The 22,052-nt window shown below is 34.5% G+C and carries 23 protein-coding genes and 4 pseudogenes; 16 read left to right on the forward strand and 11 right to left on the reverse strand.

The genetic code is table 11. The features are described 5' to 3' along the window. Window position 1 precedes the first annotated feature (1 nt). The 8 genes from AXK38_05340 to AXK38_05375 form a co-directional block, all read right to left on the reverse strand. On the reverse strand, window positions 2-2,449 hold the full coding sequence (locus AXK38_05340; protein AMH88700.1) for an ATP/GTP-binding protein: 2,448 nt from the start codon (window positions 2,447-2,449) through the stop codon (window positions 2-4). Continuing rightward, on the reverse strand, window positions 2,433-2,939 hold the full coding sequence (locus AXK38_05345; GenBank protein ID AMH88701.1) for a hypothetical protein: 507 nt from the start codon (window positions 2,937-2,939) through the stop codon (window positions 2,433-2,435). The genes AXK38_05340 and AXK38_05345 overlap by 17 nt, the downstream gene beginning before the upstream one ends. Further along, window positions 2,914-3,411, reverse strand: coding sequence for an antirestriction protein ArdA (locus tag AXK38_05350; protein AMH88702.1), 498 nt, complete (start codon window positions 3,409-3,411; stop codon window positions 2,914-2,916). The genes AXK38_05345 and AXK38_05350 overlap by 26 nt, the downstream gene beginning before the upstream one ends. 116 nt (window positions 3,412-3,527) lie before the next feature. Then, on the reverse strand, window positions 3,528-3,749 hold the full coding sequence (locus AXK38_05355; GenBank protein AMH88703.1) for a hypothetical protein: 222 nt from the start codon (window positions 3,747-3,749) through the stop codon (window positions 3,528-3,530). Between the two features lie 42 nt (window positions 3,750-3,791). Beyond that, window positions 3,792-4,997 carry a Cro/Cl family transcriptional regulator gene (locus AXK38_05360; GenBank protein AMH88704.1) on the reverse strand — a complete coding sequence of 402 codons (1,206 nt, stop codon included), beginning with the start codon at window positions 4,995-4,997 and terminating at the stop codon, window positions 3,792-3,794. Between the two features lie 177 nt (window positions 4,998-5,174). Further along, window positions 5,175-6,557 carry a cell division protein FtsK gene (locus AXK38_05365; protein ID AMH88705.1) on the reverse strand — a complete coding sequence of 461 codons (1,383 nt, stop codon included), beginning with the start codon at window positions 6,555-6,557 and terminating at the stop codon, window positions 5,175-5,177. Between the two features lie 28 nt (window positions 6,558-6,585). Further along, complete coding sequence (locus AXK38_05370) at window positions 6,586-6,972, reverse strand: conjugal transfer protein (GenBank protein AMH88706.1); 387 nt, start codon at window positions 6,970-6,972, stop codon at window positions 6,586-6,588. Window positions 6,973-6,987: 15 nt separating this feature from the next. Then, a complete protein-coding gene (locus tag AXK38_05375; protein ID AMH88707.1) occupies window positions 6,988-7,302 on the reverse strand; it encodes a conjugal transfer protein in 315 nt (104 codons plus the stop codon). A 305-nt stretch (window positions 7,303-7,607) separates the two neighbouring features. Between AXK38_05375 and AXK38_05380 the strand changes: the two genes are divergently transcribed. After that, window positions 7,608-8,321 carry a hypothetical protein gene (locus AXK38_05380; GenBank protein ID AMH88708.1) on the forward strand — a complete coding sequence of 238 codons (714 nt, stop codon included), beginning with the start codon at window positions 7,608-7,610 and terminating at the stop codon, window positions 8,319-8,321. Here AXK38_05380 and AXK38_05385 read toward each other — a convergent pair. Further along, on the reverse strand, window positions 8,284-9,168 hold the full coding sequence (locus AXK38_05385; GenBank protein AMH88709.1) for a MutR family transcriptional regulator: 885 nt from the start codon (window positions 9,166-9,168) through the stop codon (window positions 8,284-8,286). The genes AXK38_05380 and AXK38_05385 overlap by 38 nt on opposite strands. A 226-nt stretch (window positions 9,169-9,394) precedes the next feature. Next, window positions 9,395-9,621, reverse strand: a pseudogene (locus AXK38_05390) (hypothetical protein). Between the two features lie 721 nt (window positions 9,622-10,342). On the opposite strand from AXK38_05390, the gene AXK38_05395 reads away from it, so the two are divergent. From AXK38_05395 to AXK38_05440, 10 genes are all read left to right on the forward strand, one after another. Then, entirely contained in the window at window positions 10,343-10,984 is a 642-nt protein-coding gene (locus tag AXK38_05395; GenBank protein AMH88710.1) for a peptidylprolyl isomerase, read from the forward strand. A gap of 9 nt (window positions 10,985-10,993) precedes the next feature. Continuing rightward, entirely contained in the window at window positions 10,994-12,079 is a 1,086-nt protein-coding gene (locus AXK38_05400; GenBank protein ID AMH88711.1) for a DNA primase, read from the forward strand. 50 nt (window positions 12,080-12,129) lie between these two features. Then, window positions 12,130-12,363 carry a hypothetical protein gene (locus AXK38_05405; GenBank protein AMH88712.1) on the forward strand — a complete coding sequence of 78 codons (234 nt, stop codon included), beginning with the start codon at window positions 12,130-12,132 and terminating at the stop codon, window positions 12,361-12,363. Beyond that, window positions 12,360-12,743: a chemotaxis protein gene (locus AXK38_05410; GenBank protein AMH88713.1), complete on the forward strand. Its 384-nt coding sequence runs from the start codon at window positions 12,360-12,362 to the stop codon at window positions 12,741-12,743. Before AXK38_05405 ends, AXK38_05410 begins: the two co-directional genes overlap by 4 nt. 37 nt (window positions 12,744-12,780) lie before the next feature. After that, window positions 12,781-13,053 (forward strand): hypothetical protein, encoded by a 273-nt coding sequence (locus AXK38_05415; GenBank protein ID AMH88714.1) that lies wholly within the window; start codon window positions 12,781-12,783, stop codon window positions 13,051-13,053. 67 nt (window positions 13,054-13,120) lie between these two features. Beyond that, window positions 13,121-13,597, forward strand: a complete 477-nt coding sequence (locus AXK38_05420; protein ID AMH88715.1) for an antitoxin — start codon at window positions 13,121-13,123, stop codon at window positions 13,595-13,597. Beyond that, window positions 13,597-14,355 (forward strand): toxin PezT, encoded by a 759-nt coding sequence (locus AXK38_05425; protein AMH88716.1) that lies wholly within the window; start codon window positions 13,597-13,599, stop codon window positions 14,353-14,355. Before AXK38_05420 ends, AXK38_05425 begins: the two co-directional genes overlap by 1 nt. Window positions 14,356-14,830: 475 nt before the next feature. Continuing rightward, window positions 14,831-15,619, forward strand: coding sequence for a hypothetical protein (locus tag AXK38_05430; protein AMH88717.1), 789 nt, complete (start codon window positions 14,831-14,833; stop codon window positions 15,617-15,619). A gap of 238 nt (window positions 15,620-15,857) precedes the next feature. Continuing rightward, window positions 15,858-16,106, forward strand: a complete 249-nt coding sequence (locus AXK38_05435) for a hypothetical protein (protein ID AMH88718.1) — start codon at window positions 15,858-15,860, stop codon at window positions 16,104-16,106. A 170-nt stretch (window positions 16,107-16,276) separates the two neighbouring features. Further along, window positions 16,277-16,927, forward strand: a complete 651-nt coding sequence (locus AXK38_05440) for a chloramphenicol acetyltransferase (protein AMH88719.1) — start codon at window positions 16,277-16,279, stop codon at window positions 16,925-16,927. Window positions 16,928-17,791: 864 nt separating this feature from the next. Here AXK38_05440 and AXK38_05445 read toward each other — a convergent pair. Then, a complete protein-coding gene (locus AXK38_05445) occupies window positions 17,792-18,715 on the reverse strand; it encodes a replication protein (GenBank protein AMH88720.1) in 924 nt (307 codons plus the stop codon). A 203-nt stretch (window positions 18,716-18,918) separates the two neighbouring features. Here AXK38_05445 and AXK38_05450 point away from each other — a divergent pair. The 5 genes and pseudogenes from AXK38_05450 to AXK38_05470 all read left to right on the forward strand — a co-directional run bounded on the left by AXK38_05450 (window position 18,919) and on the right by AXK38_05470 (window position 21,982). Then, window positions 18,919-19,749, forward strand: a pseudogene (locus AXK38_05450) (alpha-glycosidase). 78 nt (window positions 19,750-19,827) lie between these two features. Further along, window positions 19,828-19,989: pseudogene (locus AXK38_05455) on the forward strand (hypothetical protein). Between the two features lie 27 nt (window positions 19,990-20,016). After that, window positions 20,017-20,307: pseudogene (locus AXK38_05460) on the forward strand (hypothetical protein). Between the two features lie 440 nt (window positions 20,308-20,747). Next, a complete protein-coding gene (locus tag AXK38_05465; protein ID AMH88721.1) occupies window positions 20,748-21,224 on the forward strand; it encodes an antitoxin in 477 nt (158 codons plus the stop codon). Continuing rightward, the gene (locus AXK38_05470) at window positions 21,224-21,982 is read left to right on the forward strand and encodes a toxin PezT (protein ID AMH88722.1); all 759 of its coding nucleotides are present in this window, start codon (window positions 21,224-21,226) and stop codon (window positions 21,980-21,982) included. Before AXK38_05465 ends, AXK38_05470 begins: the two co-directional genes overlap by 1 nt. Window positions 21,983-22,052: the final 70 nt, after the last annotated feature.

Consider the following 22,052-nt stretch of genomic DNA (forward strand, 5'->3'; position numbering starts at 1 on the left):
TTTACACCTCTTTTCGCACAGGTGGTCTGGTATCAAAGGCATGGAGCAGTTCTTCAAATACAGGGTGGAACTGTATCACACCGACACGACCATATAAATCACTGATAAGGCATTGCCCGTTTTCCAAATCACGCAATCGCTTCTGATTGTTTTCGTCCTCTGGGTCTACACCAAAAAAGGCTAAGGTCTTTTTAATCTCGTTAAGGTCAGTGGAACGAAATGCAAATTTTAAGCCGAGGTTATTTTTCAGTTTTTCATCTAAGAGGTCGTCTGTATTTTGGGTCACGAAATATACCCCAGCGTTCATAGCACGACCAGCCCGAACCAGCTTCATAGATAGTGTTTTTCCTTGTGCTACCTGTAAAAAGCTCCATGCTTCGTCTAAATCTACAATCTTGAAAATGCTTCGGTCTGTATGGATAAAGTCTAAAGCAAAGGTACTAATGACAATCAGCATAGCAACGGATAAAAGCTCCATAGTGGTATATTCCTCAAAGGAAGTTTCCTTGTCGGGAAGTACCAAGTCCGCAACCTGTATAATGTTCAGTTGTTTTTCTAAGCTGATAGACTGCTCCACATAACCATTACTGAATAATAAATGTGCAAAGTCATAGTCTGTAAAACTTTCGATATGGTCGGCTATACTGGTACTTAGTGGCGTATTCTCAACCCGTAATTCCTCAATCACTTTCATCAACCCTCGTACTTCACTATTGGTTACTGCACGAATGGCTTTTCTAAGGATTGGGAAGCGTTCCCCATCACGAGAGGAAATCCCCGTAAGGAATGTCAGAATATCAATAGCCAGTGATTCAGAATCTTTGGGATTTTTCATAATCACATAAGGGTCAAGTAAGCCTTTGTTTTTCTCATCAGAAGTCAGAGTGACGATATTGATTTCATGGGAAATCTCTGGCAAGGTTTCTTTCCATCTGCCACGTTCTGCTTTTGAGTCTACAATCACTGCTTGTGCCCCATAAAGCACCGCATAATAGACGATAAGGTTATTCGCAAAGGATTTACCACCACCCAGCGAACCAACAAAAGCCGACGCTAACGCATTGGTTACTGAACCCTTAACCCCTTGACTGGCAAGAGCAGGTTTCAGATAGACATTGCGTCCAGTATCTAAGCTGTAGCCAACATAAATCCCCTCATTTTCCCCCAGCATTTGAGTAGCACCAAAACCTAAACCAGCGAGGAAATCAGAGGTCACGTATTGAATATAATCATTCATATAACGCTTGCTGGCAGGTAAAAATTCTTCATGTAAGCCGAGCATATCCCCAAATGGTCGTACCAGTTTTACGCTTAAATCGTCATAAAAATCTTTCACTTCATTACAACGACGTTTGAGTTCGTCAAGATCATTTGCTGATACCCTTACCACATAAGACAGCTTGTACATAGATTCCTTGCTTTGGTCTAAATTGGTTTCCAGCTCATTCACACTTTCCAGAGCTTCCGCCACATTGGAGCTGGTTTCATTATCACTTTGCCAAGCGTGGTTATCCAAGTCTTTCAGTTCTTTCTTTTTATTGCGGACAGTAGATAGGGCTTTACGATTCGCTACAATTTCCACATTCATTGACGTATCAATCGGGAATGTAAATTGCTGTTGCTGGTAGTAGAAGATTTCAGAGGACGGGAAGTCCAGTTCTCCGACAATGCTGTTAATGGTAAAGTAAGCTACATAGACGGTTTCATCTTCCTGCTGGATTTTCAAATATCGCTGTTTTTCTTCCACCAAACAGCGAGTAGGCTTAATCAAGTCATAGTATTTAATCAGCGTTTCATTATCCAGCTTTTTCTTTGATAGATGGTACTCATACTCTTCATAGGCAGTGCCTGTCTGTCCGTAAAGGTGTTCAATCAGATAGCCGAAGTCGTCCTTATCTAACCTGCGGATTTTGAAACGACGAGAGATTTTATTTTCTAAGAGCTTTTCCATCTTCTGAAAACGCAGGATTTCATCATTACTCATACTAACAAAATCGCCCATCAGCTTATGGTTCACATCATAGACAAAATCAGACAAAGCATTTTTTGCTTCAACGGTAAGACTTTTCATAGAAAACTCCTGATCGTTGAGAAGCAACTTAAAGCCGATAAAGAAACGGTAGTTCACTTGATTTTCGCCAATCATGGATATTAAAGCGTCTGTCTGTTGGTCGATTTTGTCATAGGCAACCGCTTTGAGCTTGCCAGTGACTTCATTTTTGGAACGCTCTTGTGCAGAACGTATGCTGGATTCTGTACTGATTTGTAAAGCATGAATTTTGCCATCACGATTTTGTGCGATAAGCTGTCTGAAAGAATCATGCACTTGTATTTTCTGTTCTGGACTTAGAAATGAGTAATTGTAAGGAACAAGCTCATAGTAAGCATAACATTCCCCGTCTTTATTCCAGACGAGATTGTTTTCAATGTATTTAATTGGATATGCCATAAAATTCACTCCTAACTGCTGTAATGGCTTCTTGTGGCTGGTTTCTGCCAAGCGTTACTTTTTTTCCTGCATAGGTCAGCTTTGGTCGCAGTGCATAAGCAATGACAGACTTCAAAAATCCATAAGGCTTTTTACCATCAAAAGTTTTTGTAGACATAAACCATGTGAAAGCCACAGGAATCCCAAAGTATTTGAGAAATGCTCCCTCTATCATGGAAAGAGGGGGCAAGTTGCCAAGTATCATCACTGCAAAGAGTGACACGACAAACCATGTCATTTGCGTAAAGGTTATGGGAAACGGAAGTCTAAAATCATTGATAGAATACAGTACCTTTTCCACAGACCAGATACTGGTATAGCTTCGTATTTTCTTCATGTAATCAATCCTTTCATAAAAAATAGGGGTAGCTGATTGAGCCACCCCGTAAAATAGAAAATCTGCCAGTAGTAATGTACCGACAGATTTAATAGACGATTTCAAAAATCCCATGATTGGTTGAGATAAACGTTCCTGAAAGGTCTAAATCCCGACCATAGGCTTGATAATCAATATAGTTTTGAAGACTAGCTGGTACTTCGCCTAAAGCACCCGTTTCTTCAATGTAGTAGCGTGCCACGTCATACATATCATCACAATCGGAATGAATGATAATATCCTCTTGATGTTCGCTTAGTTCTTCAATGCTTGAAAAATGAGTGAGCAGAGCAGATAGCTCCGATTGTAATTCTTCGGGTAATTCCGATACCATTTCCCATAGTCGATTGAGTTCGCCAATGGAAGTGTATTCGTCAACCGTAAAGGGTAACTCGTAGTCATGAATGGCGTATTCCTCATATTCATCATTCAAGCCGATTTTCTCTTTGACTTCCTCAAAGTCAATGGGAAAGGTAAACCACGCACCGACCAATTCGCCCTCATTGTATTTGCCTAAATTCGCAATATAGACTTGCATATCGTCCATATATTCACGTCCTTTCTTTGTAGAGATTCAAAAATCCCTACCGCACTTCGTTTGGTGTACCATTCCTTTGCGGAACATAAGAAAACCACTTATATTCCACAAAAGAACGGTTTTATTTAAGCACCAATAATGCGATTGAATAGCTCTAGTAAAATGTCTTTTACTCCAGCAGCGTTGAAGACTAAGCCAACCGCAATAATCGCAATAATTAAAAAGCCAATCAGTTTGCTAAACTCACGCTTGAAGCCAAGATACAAGCCAATCACAACGATTGCTAAAAGCACCAGTGATTGAGCGTTTGATAGAAACCAGTTATAAAGGTTTTGTCCAAAATTCATAAAAATGTTCTCCTCTCTATATTCAATGAATTTGTATTTGAGTTATTTTTTTGTTGTTATCACGTCCTGTTCTTTTACTGACTGTTGCTTCAAAATCTGCTTGTGTCGGTCTGTCAGTTTCGCATGGTCGAGAATGTCTTTTACAACCTGCGTCTGGTTGATTTCATCAAGTTTAATCGCAACCTTTAAGGTCGGGGCAACTTGATGAGATAGCCAGTTCAGCGTCCTTTGGAAGGAGTAAGGCTCTGGTTTTGTGGTTAGTTTTAATCGTTCACGATTGTTCCCAATAAACCAAGCCCATTCTTCATTCAGTTTCCAATCAGAACGAGGTTTGGAATCGTCTTTATCTACAAAACGGATATACCGATTGATAATTTTAAAGGCGGTATGCTCTGGATTGTCATAGACGAGTAAATCACGGACTGCATAATAGGCACGCTCATTTTTCAATCGAATCTCAAAACGGTTTTTTACTTCTGCGTCTTCAATGGGAATATCATTTTTCTTGTACTGCTCGTAGTCCTTTTCATAGATACAGAAATAAACTTCACTTTGTAATGAACCGATATAGAGGGTGTTTCCCATACATTCCTTTTCCTCTTTGCGTACCAGTTCGCCACTGCGATAGCTTTTAAAACTGCGGAAGACGGAGATACATTCTTCCTGTTGGCACTTTTCAGTGAGTACAGGGATATTCAAAATCCCTGTCTTATCGTTAATGGCAAGGTCAAGGCGTTTCATCACACCGCCAGCCACCAAAACGTCCATAAAGAACTCATACCAGCTTCTTTGTTGTGCCAGAAGATAGCTTTCAAATTGTCTGCACCCACGACCTTTCAATTCCACCAGAACTCCTTTGTCCAGTTCATGGGAGCAAAGGACGAATATGTCGCCTAAAGCATAATGCTCTGAATAAGAATAGAAACCATAGTCCTCATGAAGAAAATAGGACAGTTTCAGTTGTAAGATGTTTTCGACCACCTGCTGTACGTCTGTTGTCGGAAAGCGAATCCTTACATAATCAAACAGCATTTCAAGGGGAGCGTCGGGATTGAAGCGTTCCAGAGCTTCCCAAAGGGACTGCTGTAAATCCTCTGATGGCTTGACTTTTCCTGTTTCAATATCGCTTAGATACTGCCTTGTAATACCAGTCGCAACAGCTAAACGGTTTTGAGATAGTCCATAAGCCAAGCGTTTTTCTTTTAAATGCTGTAACCAAGTTTGTTCATTCAGTAAAAATCCCTCCAATCAAAAAAGCGTATGTCAACTTTTAAAGCCCATTTGACATACGCTGAAATTTTGTAAATCCCTTGTAACCAAAGGATTTTCTAATGTTTTTTTGACTGTTTCCTGTCGATTTGTACCCCCCTGTTAGATACGGGGGGTTAAGTGCTGGCGTGGCTATTGCCACACCAGCCAGCAAGATCAGTCCACACCTGCGACTTCCGCTTCGCACGTCGCCTGCGTGGACTGTCTGCTGTTGGATAACTTTTTAATTTCCTCCAAGAAATCATATCCTTTTGGTACAAGGGGAGTATAAAACTCTGATATGACACTTGTTCCTACATCAACATAGCCACGACCTTTGATTCGCTTTAAGAAGAAATCCTTTTGTACGTCACTGCCAAACATCATGCCATAGCCCATTTCAGACATACGACCTAAAGCCACTCTGAAATTAAACTGATCACGGATTCCGTCGCCTAAATATTTTGCGTCTGGACGTTGACAAGCCAGTATTAGAAAGAAGCCAGCTTGACGACCTAACATGACAATCTGTTTCAGCTTATTCATAACTGCGGTGTTTTCTTTTGTTCCCAGCATTTCCATGAAAGCGACGTATTCATCAAAGATTAAGAAGTGTGCCGGGAGACCTAAGTAAGCATAATTTTTGCCAGTCTTATAGTTCTTCATCTGCTTCATTTCCTCACTACGTTTCATCATTTCTTCATAGAATGTTTCAATGCAAGAAAGCAAGTCTTCTTTTCTATAGTAGACATTTGCCATCACAGAACCTAAGTCCGCAAGGTCAGCATTTTTCGGGTCAAGAATATACAGTTTTGAATCTGTATGAAGCAAGGCTTCAATCAGTGTCAGTATAAAGTAAGTTTTACCGCCACCTGTACCACCAGCAATCAACATATGAGGGAGCTTATCATATTCCCACCATACGTTTTTCATTAAGCGAAGTTTACCATCTTTAGCTTCTACTTCATCAATAGAAATACGACTGGCTATGGTGTCATAGAGCAAAGTATATTCCACATAGGAATCCTTTAACTCTTTATCCGTCAGCTCACAGTACAAGCCACTCTCTAATTTCTTTTCCAAGTGTAAGAGTTGGTCTTGATATTTTCCCAGCGTGATTTCCACCCGTATCTGTATCAAGCCATTTTTAAGTCGATAATACATTTTAGGGAAGTAGGTTATCTTTTTTGTACGACCAGCACTATCTTTAAAGAAACCCTCTGTTTTGACCTGTTCAGATTCATACCACTTGTTTTCAAGTATCATCTTTGCCAGTTTTTGACGGTGGTAAAGTTGTTTAACCGTATCATAGCGAACCCGTTTGAATACAAACGCTACCAGCAAGCAGATAAGAATTGCGACACTGAAACTGATAATTAAATAGGGAATGTCAATCTTATCTGCTTGTGATAGGTTAAAATCCTGCCAGTTGATCTGCTGGATTGTCTTCACATGAAACAGTCCGACAACCAGCAGGAAAACAGGCAGGAGTGACGCTATCGTAAAATGAAAGACTAAATCTTTACCAGATGGGCGAATCCTTTTACCACGCTGTCTCATGCGAAAAAGTCTCCTTTCTACCTAGCGACTATTTGTCTTGTGTCGGTTCTTTCTTTGCTTGTGGTTGAGCTTTGAATGAACTAGAATCCTTTGTCAGCACAATATCGTCTGCCTTGATATACCAGTCAACATCTGCTCCTTGATAGGTGGCAGTAGCAACGGTGTCCGCAATGGGATTGATAAGTTCCACCCGTGCGTTATAATCAAACTCTTTCAAAGGCACGCTGGCAGGAATACTTACTTGAATCATGCGTCCTTGTCCTTTGGATTTTAAGTCATAGGTACGTTCCTTGATTTCATCTGAAACCGACCCGTCTTCATTTTGGATTCTCACTTCACGACGTAGAGCAGAGAATTTCAATTCTCCAAAAGTCGTGTCTTTATCTAATACAATGCCATTTGCTAATCTCATCATTTTTCCTCTCTTTCTTTATTCTTTTATCATGTCGTCAGCATGTAAAAGGTAATTTGTAAAACCACGAGTGCCGATTTTGTAGCCCTCTGCGGTAATACGTGGATTGACTAACTTCACACGTTCCTCAAAGCCGAAATGTTTTTCGCCAGCTTCAGCAGGAAGCACCACCACAATATCATCTGCTCTTTGAACATCAGAATAGAGATTATAGCTTCTTGATAAGACAGTTAGCCGTCCGTTGATTCTTCGCTGAACGACTTTATCCTCGCCAGCAAATTCTAAATTGCCGAATGTTTTTTCCATGTTGGGAATCACAAATTTAAGTTCCATATTTTTACCTATCCTTTCTTTTTTATTGGCTGAATGAATGTTTGATGGTCTTAAAGAGTGGGGAACGACCTTTTGATTCTTGATTTTTTGTTTTCATAAGTTCACTTCCTTTCAAAATCGGGTAAAAAAATAGACACCTCATTTTTTGAAGTGTCTACCTATTAAATATTCAAATTTTATTGGAAGTATCTTTATATCTTCACTTTTCAAGGATAAATCGTCGTATCAAAGCTCATTCATAAGTAGTAAATTAGTAGTAAATTGAGTGGTTTTGACCTTGATAAAGTGTGATAAGTCCAGTTTTTATGCGGATAACTAGATTTTTATGCTATTTTTATATAAAAAATATTCAAGCAGGAGAATTCCAGATTGCTATTGCTGGTCCAAGTTTTCTACAAAGTGAAATCATAAGTATTGAAAATATGTTACCTTTAAGTGGATCATCTGTAGAAATTAACTCTCCGGCTTTTTCAACTGGTTTAACGGAATTAGATAAACAACAAGAACTTTCTGAAATTTCTATGTATCTAGATATATCTGGTATGGTAGCATCATCTCATGAAATGGCAATGTTAAGTATCTTAAACTCGATGTTAACTGGTATTAAAGATTCATTATTAGGCCATAAGTTAAGGACACAAAAGCAATGGATATATAGTATTGTATCATACCCAATATTTTATAGTAATATGACTTTACTAAAAATAGTAACTATAACACCTACAATCTATAAGAAAAAATTGATTAAAACACTGGAGAACAATCTTGTTAATGAATCCGATTTATCTGATGAACTATTATTTTATAAGGCTAAAAAAAGAGTAATCAATGAATTGTACATAAATTGTGAAGTTAATAAAAATGAATATTTAAAAACAATTTGTAGAGAAAAATTATTTGATATTCCAAGTTGGGATAGTATTGCTGAAGAGCTGGAATTGATTTCTTTAGATGAATTAAAAAGTTTTTCAAAAAAAGCAATTATTCAAAATAGGAATTACCACATTGTAATAAAATGATAATATTTTTTTTGTAGTAATCTTTATAATTTTTGTATAATGTTTTATTGAATAATTCAAAAATTTTTAAAGCATCTTCTATTTTTAAAATTGATTTTTGATTATGATGAAATTTAAGTTCAAAAAATCCTTCTAAATACAAAAGAATAGTTTGTTCAAAAAAATCTGTGGAATTAGATAATATATTCTTAGTAGCTTGTTCTAAAAATAAAGCTTCCTCATATAAGCTGTTTTCAATCATAATAAGAAGTGAATTAAGAAGTAATTGAACGAGAGCTTGTTTATTTCTAGGTATAGAACTATACAACTTTCCTTTTTTAAGCGCCTCTTTGGCATATCTAAATAATAAATTTGGTAATATTGCTCGACAACAATTTCCAAGAATAAGAATTTCGTAATATCCCCAGTTTTCAACAGAAAATAAATAATTAGTAAGATAAGAGGTGTCTTGATTACTCAATTGATGAGTATTATCAATTCCATAGATAATACTTTCAATGAAAATAGCGTTTAACTTATGATAATGAGATTTGGTTTCTCTAAACAGTTCCATCTCTTTACTTACCATATTAAGTAATGATTTGATTTCTTGATTGTATGCAGCCTGTTGAACTAAGCGTATCAAGGTATTGAAGTCTGAAGGCTGATAATTATTACATGAAAGCAAAAACTCCTCTAGTGTTACACCTATTTTTTCAAGTAGATATAATAATTTAAAAAATGAGATTTCTGTCTCTCCTAATTCAAATCTAGATATTTGAGACTTTGAAATTTCTGCACCTGCTAATGAAGAAATAGAAATACCTTTTCCTTCTCGTATTTTTCTATAAGTTTCACCTATAATCATATTTATCTCCATTTACCATAAAAAATCATTAGAAAGCGTGACAGATTATGAAAAAATACTATCAAATTTTTTTATTACTATTTGATATTATCATTATTATTGGATTATATCAATAACATTAATGAGTCTGGGTAAAAACTCAATTTCAGGAGTAAATGAAATGAATATTCCCATAATAAAACGCATTATATCAAGTTTTTTGGACAGCCTTTGTTCGAAAATTATTTTAACTCATAGTTGATGATTCCATAAATTGAAAAGTTTTATACTTAGCATTAAAATGCTCAATTTTAATACGTATTACAAGTATCTCTATTAAACTTCTTATCCTCTTCAGTCAATAGATGCTTTTTAGAATTTTTAACAGGAATGAAGGTTATATTATGAATATTCATAATGCATAAATAATCCAAATACAGAAAATCAAGTGATTGCTCTGGCAAACTTGACCTATCCTTTCTTAAAAAGAGTAAAATCATGTGTATGACCTTCTTAAAAAACTAATTAGCAGGCATGAAGTGGTGTTAAATCGAGTATGATTTGTGTCTTCATGGTGTGTCTCTTTTTTCCTGAATAATTTTACTTTGGTTTCTTTTAGGACGTTGAAATAGGACTTTCTATGACATCAATAGCTATAGTGACACTTGCTGCTTTTAAGTTGTCTAAGGCAAATAGACCTGAAGAACGAAGAGTATCTTCTACCAATATTATCGTTCGGTGACTGTCGCTAATCCAAGACCAAAATCAAAAGCTAGGAGACGTAGAGTTGGTCAATAGAATAAATAACGCAAGTTTAGCATCAACTGTTTTTATAGACTTAGCGTTTTTGGACGTCCTCCTTTATAGTGTTTGGTTTTATAAGCTTTATTTAGACAGGATATCTTCGTTGGGAAGGTGTCCTTTTTTACACTAATAAATAATTTAAAGTTCTCAGAAGTTAGTTGCATGATCTTTTGTAAATAGTTTTCTTAACTATAGTATAGCATAGTACAGTATGCATTTTATTTTTTTCCAATAAGTCTATTATACTTCAAAGACAGCTAGTTTTATTTTTTTCTCTGAACTGTACGATTTTGCGCCTGAAATGTAGGAATTACCTTTTGTTGTGATGTGATAAAACTTACAAGTTCTTTTTGTTATTCTTGACCTAGTTTTTATAGAAAGAAGGTCTAAGATGTTAAATAAAGTCAAAACTAAAGCCTTAATTAGTGTTGGAGCAGTGGCTGCAACTAGCTTTATTCTCATGATGGGATATACTGCTGGTCAACATTCTACTGCTAAACAAAGTCGCAAAGAAATCGAATTGGCTGCAGCTAAACTTGTAGAGGACAAACAAGCAGAAGATAAAGCCAGCATTTTGTCATCGGATACTGTAAAAGAATTTTTGACTCAGTACTATACGAAAGAAAAGCTCGGTGAAAATAATACACGTATTCAACCTTATATGACTGAATCGGCTTATTCTCAAGAATTGTCAAGTCAAAATGATGCCATGAACCAAGTGTATAAGGATTATATTTTGGATTATCATTTTGAAAAAGCTGATATCTTTGTCAATCAGACTACGAATCAAGCTATTGCCATGGTCTCTTATAATGTAACCTATGTATCTGATTTAAAGAATGCCAACCAATCAAAGACTAATCAGACAGAAACAAGAACAGTTAAGTTATCCTATTCTAAACTACCTGGTAAGTTATTGGTCAACCAAGTACAGGTTTGGAAATCTGGATTAGATGATTTGGATAAGGCCACTCCCAAAACTTTGGAAGAATCCTCATCTGTTCCATCATTGCCAAATACTACGACAAAATGATGATATTACATGGAAATAGAAGAATGTAAGCAAATTTCAATTCTTGATGTAGCAAGTCGTTTAGGTATCTCCTTTAAACAAGTTTCTAGCAGTGTCTATGAACATCCTGAACACGATTCATTCCGGATTTTTTCGAATACAAATACTTTTAAATGGTTTTCAAGAGATATTCAAGGTGATGTCATTGATTTTGTTCGACTTGTTAAGGGAATTTCCTTTAAAAAAGCTCTAGCATTTCTTTCTGAAGAACCTTTTCAAAAAGAAGCTGTTCAAGAAAAAAGAGAGAGACCATTTTATTATCCTTTAAATAGAATAGAAGATTCTAACTGTAGTCTGGCCAGATATTACTTAACAGAATGTAGAGGAATTTCAGAAGAAATCGTACAAAAGATGATTCAACAAGGTTTGATAGCACAAGCCAGTTGGAAAACAAATGAAACTGTTGAACCTGTTATTGTTTTAAAAAGTTTTGATCATCGTCACAAACTGCAGGCAGCAAGCTTACAAGGGATTTATAAGAATCATTCTCTTCCAAGAGAGAGGTTGAAAACGATTCTAAAAGGAAGCCATGGACATGTTGGAATATCCTTTGATATTGGTCACCCCAATAGACTGGTCTTTTGTGAATCGTTCATCGACTTGATGAGCTATTACGAGCTACATCAACAAAGTCTATCAGATGTTCGTTTGGTATCTATGGAGGGATTAAAAAGGTCTGTTGTCGCTTATCAAACTTTACGACTGATAGCTGAAGAAAATCAGAAATTGGAATTCTTAGATACAGTAATACCTTCAAAGTTATTGCCTTTAATCAATACAATTCGTGATACCACCAGCTATTTTGATAATCATCCTGATTTATTGACACTGGCAGTAGATTGTGATGATGCAGGTAAAGATTTTTCTGATAAGTTATCTCAATCAGGATTGCCTGTTTTACTGGATTTACCTGATAATGAATCTGGGAAAGAAAAACGAGACTGGAACGATATTCTTCGAGAAAAGAAATCAGATTTACAATTTATGCTTGAGACTGTAAAAGAGACATTTGGAAATCCACCAGTAAGACAAACTTCTCAATGTTTAGAATTGTGATAACAAAATCAAGATGTTTTAGCTAATATTAGTATGAAGGAGGATCGTATATGACCATAATCGAACGCTTAGAAGAAAAGGTCACTAGGCAAGAGAGTAAGGTAGCAAGAGAAACAGAAAAACTAGCTGCTTACAAAGAGCAACTAGAGACAGCGATGTTTGCGACGTTCAAAAGGCGTCAAAGCATTAGTCACATGAGTTTTGAAGAAGCTCTTGACCATGCCTTTGGTAAAGAAAGACAATTCGATGATTCTGAATTTAGAAAGGATGAAATGAGTGAATGACAAAAGATTGGAATTTTAATCAACCATTAGAAAGTAAATCAGAAAATCAAGAAGATCCAGATAAAATTGCGGCCTTATTTGGAAATCATCAAGGAGGTAATGATGTAAATTATGAAGCAGCTTTTCAAAAGAGAAAACAAGCCCCTGTGACGGAATCAAATCCTAGTTCTAAACCCAAAGTTACAGAGGTTAGAACAGGAAAAGAGACAGATATCACTACAAGTTATCAGCAACATCTTAAAAGACTGATTGCAGATAACAATAGCGATATTCAAAGTAGTCAAAAGAAAATTGAAGAGCTACATACGTTGATTGACACAAAGAATAAAGACAATAAGAAATTGCAGTCCATTTATGATGCGATTTCCGAATTACACTAAGCAGTCCTGATAGGCTGCTTTTTTTGAGAGGTTATAGATGTTTACAACATTTTTTAAGAAAAATCACGACAATAGTGATATATTTAAAAAGCTGATTCATAGACTATCTGATATGTCTTCCCAAGATCTTGAAAAAATAGACCGACTGCTAGATATCATTTTCACTCCAGATCAAGGATCAGAACAACTAAAAACAGAATCAACTTACAGAGAAGAAACTTTGGACGACACATTAAAGGAAGCTAAGAATCAACTTCATAAGGAACAATTGGAGAAGAATTTAGAGAGGTTTAGGAAAAACAGTCAATAACGCACCAATTTTGGTGCGTTATACTTTTTTATGCTATAATTGAATTATAAAAATAAAGGAGTTTGCCATGATTGGAAAGAACATAAAATCCTTACGTAAAACACATGACTTAACACAACCCGAATTTGCACGAATTATAGGAATTTCTCGAAATAGCTTGAGTCGTTATGAAAATGGAACGAGTTCAGTCTCTACCGAATTAATAGACATCATTTGTCAGAAGTTTAATGTATCTTATGTCGATATTGTAGGAGAAGATAAAATGCTCAATCCTGTTGAAGACTATGAATTGACTTTAAAAATTGAAATTGTGAAAGAAAGAGGTGCTAATCTTTTATCTCGACTCTATCGTTATCAAGATAGTCAGGGAATTAGCATTGATGATGAATCTAATCCTTGGATTTTAATGAGTGATGATCTATCTGACTTGATTCATACGAATATCTATTTAGTAGAAACTTTTGATGAAATAGAGAGATATAGCGGCTATTTGGATGGAATTGAACGTATGTTAGAGATATCTGAAAAACGGATGGTAGCCTAGTGGAAATCCAAGATTATACTGACAGTGAATTCAAACATGCTCTAGCGCGGAACCTTCGCTCACTGACAAGAGGAAAAAAGTCCAGTAAGCAGCCTATAGCGATTTTGCTCGGAGGGCAAAGTGGTGCCGGTAAAACTACAATTCATCGGATTAAACAGAAAGAATTTCAAGGAAATATTGTTATCATAGATGGCGATAGTTTTCGTTCTCAGCATCCACGCTATTTAGAACTGCAGCAAGAATATGGTAAAGACAGTGTAGAATACACCAAAGATTTTGCAGGAAAAATGGTAGAGTCTTTAGTAACAAAATTGAGTAGTTTGGGATACAATCTTTTGATAGAGGGAACTTTACGAACAGTTGATGTTCCAAAGAAAACAGCACAACTCTTGAAAAATCAGGGATATGAAGTACAATTAGCCTTGATTGCGACAAAGCCCGAATTGTCCTATCTGAGCACCCTTATCCGATACGAAGAACTGTACGCTATCAATCCAAATCAAGCACGCGCAACTCCAAAAGAACATCATGATTTCATTGTAAATCATCTAGTTGATAATACACGACAATTGGAAGAACTAGCTATCTTTGAAAGAATTCAAATTTACCAACGAGATAGAGGTTGTGTATATGATGCAAAAGAAAATACAACTTCAGCGGCAGATGTTCTTCAAGAGTTACTGTTTGGGGAGTGGAGTCAAGTAGAGAAGGATATGCTTAAATCTGGAGAAGAAAGATTGAAAGATTTAACTAATTGAAATGGTTGTTAGATCTTGAGTTTTAAAATAAAGCCTATTAAAAATTGCTATCTCTTAGATTATGGTAAAAAAATGGCTTTTAATTAAACTAACAAAGTGAGTATAAATAAAAGTAATAAATCTCACCGTCATTCTTTTTTAAATTAATCGTTGTTCTCAAAATATTTCCAATTTATCGGACTTTTTGTACTAGTCTTATACTTTTTAGTTAATTCTATCTGGCCTATAGTATTGAAAATAATTTGTAGACTTGGCAATGAGAATTCGTTACAGTTTAGTAGAGCCGACGTATTCCGAACATCATTTACGGCGGTGTGAAAGGTGATATAAATAATATTATATCTATTGATATTCAAAATCGTTTCCTCACTCAGATTCTTTTATAATCGAGAATATATTAATAAAATCTATTTTTGTATTTAATATTAAAACATCGTAAAATATAGTAATTCTACAAAAAGAAAGGAAAAATAAAATGACTACAACTAAAAATCCCTGGAATCAATTATCTAACGTCGATATAAATGGAGAGCAAGCTATTCTTGCTACCGAAGATGTTGAACTAATCAAAAAATACACCTCTACAAAACACTACAAAAATCTAAAAGATGATATCTACCGTTTACAATTAGGTTTTTGTCCGCAACAATTTGTGGGGGATATTCAAAATGCTGATATCATTGTTTTATCTAAAAATCCTGGCTACACCCCTGAATTTAAAACACTTTATGACCACGATAAAAACTACCAAAAGACTCTTTTAAATAATCTACAGCTAAAAGGAAACCTCTATTTTCATGCTTTTGACCTAGATACGAATGAATTTGGTTACTGGGCTAAAAAGTTTAAAGTATGGTTTGATGATGTAGACAATTTACAGGATTTAAAAGAAAAGCTTCCTTGGTTTTCAAAACACGTTGCTTTAGCTGAATATTTTCCATATTACTCTACTAAGTACGATGATAAATTAAATGATTTTATAAGCAAAGAAGGTTATTTCCCAACACAAAAGTTTTTATTCAATTTAATTAGAGAACGTGTTTTGGATGACAATGATCCTGTAATCATTATCATCACACGATCTTACAATAAGTGGTACGATGCAATTCCTCAATTAAAAGAGTATAAAAATTGTTATGAAACGAGTAATCCTAGTAATCCTTCTTTAAAACCTGAGAATTTATTAAAAGTCAAACGATATTCTGCTAAAAAAGAGGTTGAAAAAGTATTAGAAGATTCATTGAAAAAGCTAGTGCATAAATAAAACAGTCTCTTTTTAATGCTATCGTAAATACTGTATTGTGTAGTTATTAGTAAACCTATATATTGTCCCCAAATTTATTTAGATTATTCTCTAGGATTTTACTTGATTTTAAAGAAAATATAGTTTAACATATAAATAGTTCAGAATCAGAATGAAGGTAGAATAAGAGGATTATTTTAATTAATTTTTAATAGTATGGAGCAGAACTTTTATAATATATTTAAATAGGAGTAAAAAAATGAATTATCAAAAATTAAATGATATTACTGGTGCTACCAAAAATGAAAAAGATAAATACTATGTTTACGGACTCTATGAAGAAGGTAAGCAACTACCTTTCTATATTGGTAAAGGAGAGGGAACTCGCCTAATATCACATATCGATGAAGCGCTTACAGAGATAAATCAAGAAGAAAACATACAAATTAGTAAAAAAATTCAAATTATTAGAAAACATAAGGGCAAAATTATACCTGTAATCATTTAAAGCACCCATTAGTTCAACAAACGAAAATTGGATAAAGTGGGATATTTTTAAAATATATATATTTATGTTACAGTAATATTGACTTTTAAAAAAGGATTGATTCTAATGAAGAAAGCAGACAAGTAAGCCTCCTAAATTCACTTTAGATAAAAATTTAGGAGGCATATCAAATGAACTTTAATAAAATTGATTTAGACAATTGGAAGAGAAAAGAGATATTTAATCATTATTTGAACCAACAAACGACTTTTAGTATAACCACAGAAATTGATATTAGTGTTTTATACCGAAACATAAAACAAGAAGGATATAAATTTTACCCTGCATTTATTTTCTTAGTGACAAGGGTGATAAACTCAAATACAGCTTTTAGAACTGGTTACAATAGCGACGGAGAGTTAGGTTATTGGGATAAGTTAGAGCCACTTTATACAATTTTTGATGGTGTATCTAAAACATTCTCTGGTATTTGGACTCCTGTAAAGAATGACTTCAAAGAGTTTTATGATTTATACCTTTCTGATGTAGAGAAATATAATGGTTCGGGGAAATTGTTTCCCAAAACACCTATACCTGAAAATGCTTTTTCTCTTTCTATTATTCCATGGACTTCATTTACTGGGTTTAACTTAAATATCAATAATAATAGTAATTACCTTCTACCCATTATTACAGCAGGAAAATTCATTAATAAAGGTAATTCAATATATTTACCGCTATCTTTACAGGTACATCATTCTGTTTGTGATGGTTATCATGCAGGATTGTTTATGAACTCTATTCAGGAATTGTCAGATAGGCCTAATGACTGGCTTTTATAATATGAGATAATGCCGACTGTACTTTTTACAGTCGGTTTTCTAATGTCACTAACCTGCCCCGTTAGTTGAAGAAGGTTTTTATATTACAGCTCCAGATCCATATCCTTCTTTTTCTGAACCGACTTCTCCTTTTTCGCTTCTTTATTCCAATTGCTTTATTGACGTTGAGCCTCGGAACCCTTAACAATCCCAAAACTTGTCGAATGGTCGGCTTAATAGCTCACGCTATGCCGACATTCGTCTGCAAGTTTAGTTAAGGGTTCTTCTCAACGCACAATAAATTTTCTCGGCATAAATGCGTGGTCTAATTTTTATTTTTAATAACCTTGATAGCAAAAAATGCCATTCCAATACAAAACCACATACCTATAATCGATAACCACATAACAGTCATAAAACCACTCCTTTTTAACAAACTTTATCACAAGAAATATTTAAATTTTAAATGCCTTTATTTTGAATTTTAAGGGGCATTTTAAAGATTTAGGGGTAAATCATATAGTTTTATGCCTAAAAACCTACAGAAGCTTTTAAAAAGCAAATATGAGCCAAATAAATATATTCTAATTCTACAAACAAAAATTTGAGCAAATTCAGTGTCGATTTTTTAAGACACTGCCCAGTTACATGCAAATTAAAATTTTCATGATTTTTTATAGTTCCTAACAGGGTTAAAATTTGTATAACGAAAGTATAATGTTTATATAACGTTAGTATAATAAAGCATTTTAACATTATACTTTTGATAATCGTTTATCGTCGTCATCACAATAACTTTTAAAATACTCGTGCATAATTCAACAGCTGACCTCCCAATAACTACATGGTGTTATCGGGAGGTCAGCTGTTAGCACTTATATTTTGTTATTGTTCTTCCTCGATTTCGTCTATCATTTTGTGATTAATTTCTCTTTTTTCTTGTTCTGTTAAGTCATAAAGTTCACTAGCTAAATACTCTTTTTGTTTCCAAATATAAAAAATTTGATAGATATATTCGGTTGGATCAATTTCTTTTAAGTAATCTAAATCCCCATTTTTTAATTTCTTTTTAGCCTCTTTAAATAATCCTGAATAAACTAATACCTGTTTACCTTTAAGTGATTTATAAAATGCATCAAAGACTTTTTGATTTATTAAATAATCACTATCTTTACCAGAATACTTAGCCATTTCATATAATTCTTTATTATTATTTTGTCTTATTTTTTGAACTTGAACTTGTGTTATTTCTGAAATGCCCGTTACATCACGCCATAAATCTAACCATTCTTGTTGGCTAATATAATATCTTTTATCTGTGAAATACGATTTATTTACTGCAATTAACACATGAAAATGACGATTATAATCATCTCTTTTTTTATTATATGTAATCTCTAACTTACGAACATATCCCTTTATAACACTACCTACTTTTTTTCTCTTTATAAGTTTTCTAAAAGAATTATTATAACGTTTTATTTCATTTTCTAATTCATCACTCATTACATTAGGTGTAGTCAAAGTTAAAAAGATAAACTCCTTTTTCTCTTGCTGCTTAATATATTGCATCATCAAAGATAAACCCAATGCATCTTTTCTAGCTTTTCTCCAAGCACAGACAGGACAAAATCGATTTTTACAAGAATTAGCTTTATATAATTTCTGTTTTTCTAAAGTTTTATCAGCTACAAAAGACAGAAATGTATTGCAATCTTCAACTAAATCCATTTGATTCTCTCCAATATGACGTTTAATAAATTTCTGAAATACTTGATTTCTTTGTTTTTTCTCAGTATACTTTTCCATGTTATAACACATAAAAACAACTTAGTTTTCACAAACTATGACAATAAAAAAAGTTGCTTTTTCCCCTTTCTATGTATGTTTTTTACTAGTCATTTAAAACGATACATTAATAGGTACGAAAAAGCAACTTTTTTTGCGCTTAAAACCAGTCATACCAATAACTTAAGGGTAACTAGCCTCGCCGGCAATAGTTACCCCTATTATTAAATACAGCTAATCCAGAGGTCAAGGATTATCTTTTAAAGGTTGCGACTTATTGGATTGAAGAGTTTGATATCGATGCTTGGCGTTTGGATGTGGCTAATGAGATTGACCATCAGTTTTGGAGGGATTTTCGCAAGACAGTTCTAGCTAAAAAGCCTGATCTTTATATTTTAGGAGAAGTCTGGCATACGTCTCAGCCTTGGCTAAATGGAGATGAGTTCCACGCGGTCATGAATTATCCTTTATCTGATAGCATCAAGGACTATTTCTTACGAGGAGTTAAGAAGACAGACCAGTTCATCGATGAAATCAATGACCAATCTATGTATTACAAGCAGCAGATTTCAGAAGTTATGTTTAATCTCTTGGATTCGCATGATACAGAGCGAATCTTGTGGACGGCCAATGAGGATGTTCAACTGGTCAAATCAGCCTTAGCCTTTCTCTTTCTACAAAAAGGAACACCGTGTATCTATTACGGAACAGAGTTATCCTTAACTGGAGGTCCAGATCCAGATTGCCGTCGTTGTATGCCTTGGGAACGCGTCTCAAGTGATAATGATATGCTGAACTTTATGAAGAAGCTGATTGAGATTCGGAAACCCGCGTCAGCAATCATTCAGCATGGCAAGTATAGTCTCCAAGAAATTAAACAAGATGTAGTAGCATTGGAATGGAAATGCGATGGACAAATTCTTAAAGCTATCTTTAACCAGTCCAAAGAAGATTATCTTTTAGAGAAGGAAACAGTAGCACTAGCAAGCAATTGCCAAGAATTAGAGAATCAGCTTGTCATCTCTCCAAAAGGATTTGTGATTTTCAAAAACTAGTTGATGAAGGTTATGATTTTTTACTCAACTTGTATAGTATAATAAGGCTAGTTACTAAACTTGTAAAGGAGAACTTAAATGAATTGTAGAGGACATGAAACAAGACAAAGAATTGTTAGAGATTTTGAAGTTCAGCCTAAAGCACATATTAAGCTGTTAGCAAATCAACAAAAACATAGTGATGCAGGAGCAACTATTGAAGATGAATATTATGTATTTATCGCTGAGAGTAAAATTGATGGCAAGAAGGAAGTTATTCAGTGTGGCATGGGTGCGGCAAGGGATTTTTTAGAACTAATTAATCACAAAGGGCTACCTCTTTTTAATCCGCTTGTAGGTAATTCTCATGTAAATAATAGACAAGAACATTACAATAGAGGGAGTGGAAATTTACAACCTGAAGAGTGGAATAAAACTGCAAAACAGCTTTATAATGCGATAATGTGGTTGATTATCTTATAGGATGCTAAACCGGATACACCTTTATTTGATTTTAAAGACGAAGTAATTAAGTATAAAACATATGAGCCTTTTGATATCAAGATAAAAAGAGTGAATACCACTATAAAGAATGGTAGTCAAGGGAAAACTCTAACTGAGATGATTAATGGCTACAGAGCGGATAACGATATTAGAGATGAAATTTGTAACTTTGATCTTCTGAAAAATAAAATTCGTGATATGAAAGATCAACAAGGAAATACAATGGAATCTTACTTTTAGTTATTGTTGAATTTTGGGTATTCTATAAAATATCCCAATTGAGATTTAAATAGTAGACTATACAATATAGTTAAAATATCAGTAAAAACAACACTTTATTGAGATGTTGGATACGCTTTACTAATGGCCTAATAATACAAGTATAAATATTTATGGCTCTTTAGGTGGCTTTTTTAGAAGTAAAGTTTAGGCTAGAAAAAAAGTATAACGCACCAAAATTGGTGCGTTATACTTTTTTATGCTATAATTGAATTATAAAAATAAAGGAGTTTGCCATGATTGGAAAGAACATAAAATCCTTACGTAAAACACATGACTTAACACAACCCGAATTTGCACGAATTATAGGAATTTCTCGAAATAGCTTGAGTCGTTATGAAAATGGAACGAGTTCAGTCTCTACCGAATTAATAGACATCATTTGTCAGAAGTTTAATGTATCTTATGTCGATATTGTAGGAGAAGATAAAATGCTCAATCCTGTTGAAGACTATGAATTGACTTTAAAAATTGAAATTGTGAAAGAAAGAGGTGCTAATCTTTTATCTCGACTCTATCGTTATCAAGATAGTCAGGGAATTAGCATTGATGATGAATCTAATCCTTGGATTTTAATGAGTGATGATCTATCTGACTTGATTCATACGAATATCTATTTAGTAGAAACTTTTGATGAAATAGAGAGATATAGCGGCTATTTGGATGGAATTGAACGTATGTTAGAGATATCTGAAAAACGGATGGTAGCCTAGTGGAAATCCAAGATTATACTGACAGTGAATTCAAACATGCTCTAGCGCGGAACCTTCGCTCACTGACAAGAGGACAAAAGTCCAGTAAGCAGCCTATAGCGATTTTGCTTGGAGGGCAAAGTGGTGCCGGTAAAACTACAATTCATCGGATTAAACAGAAAGAATTTCAAGGAAATATTGTTATCATAGATGGCGATAGTTTTCGTTCTCAGCATCCACGCTATTTAGAACTGCAGCAAGAATATGGTAAAGACAGTGTAGAATACACCAAAGATTTTGCAGGAAAAATGGTAGAGTCTTTAGTAACAAAATTGAGTAGTTTGGGATACAATCTTTTGATAGAGGGAACTTTACGAACAGTTGATGTTCCAAAGAAAACAGCACAACTCTTGAAAAATCAGGGATATGAAGTACAATTAGCCTTGATTGCGACAAAGCCCGAATTGTCCTATCTGAGCACCCTTATCCGATACGAAGAACTGTACGCTATCAATCCAAATCAAGCACGCGCAACTCCAAAAGAACATCATGATTTCATTGTAAATCATCTAGTTGATAATACACGACAATTGGAAGAACTAGCTATCTTTGAAAGAATTCAAATTTACCAACGAGATAGAAGTTGTATATATGATTCAGGAGAAGATAAAACTTCAGCAGCAACCGTTCTTCATGATTTACTATTTGGAGAATGGAATCAAGTGGAGAAAGAGATGCTTAAATCTGGAGGAGAAAGATTGAAAGATTTAACTAATTGAAATGGTTGTTAGATCTTGAGTTTTAAAATATAGTCTACTTATAACTTTTGTTAGTTGTTTGAGGTGGGCG

It is taken from the genome of Streptococcus mitis (assembly GCA_001560895.1).
GTDB classification, from domain to species: domain Bacteria; phylum Bacillota; class Bacilli; order Lactobacillales; family Streptococcaceae; genus Streptococcus; species Streptococcus mitis_Q.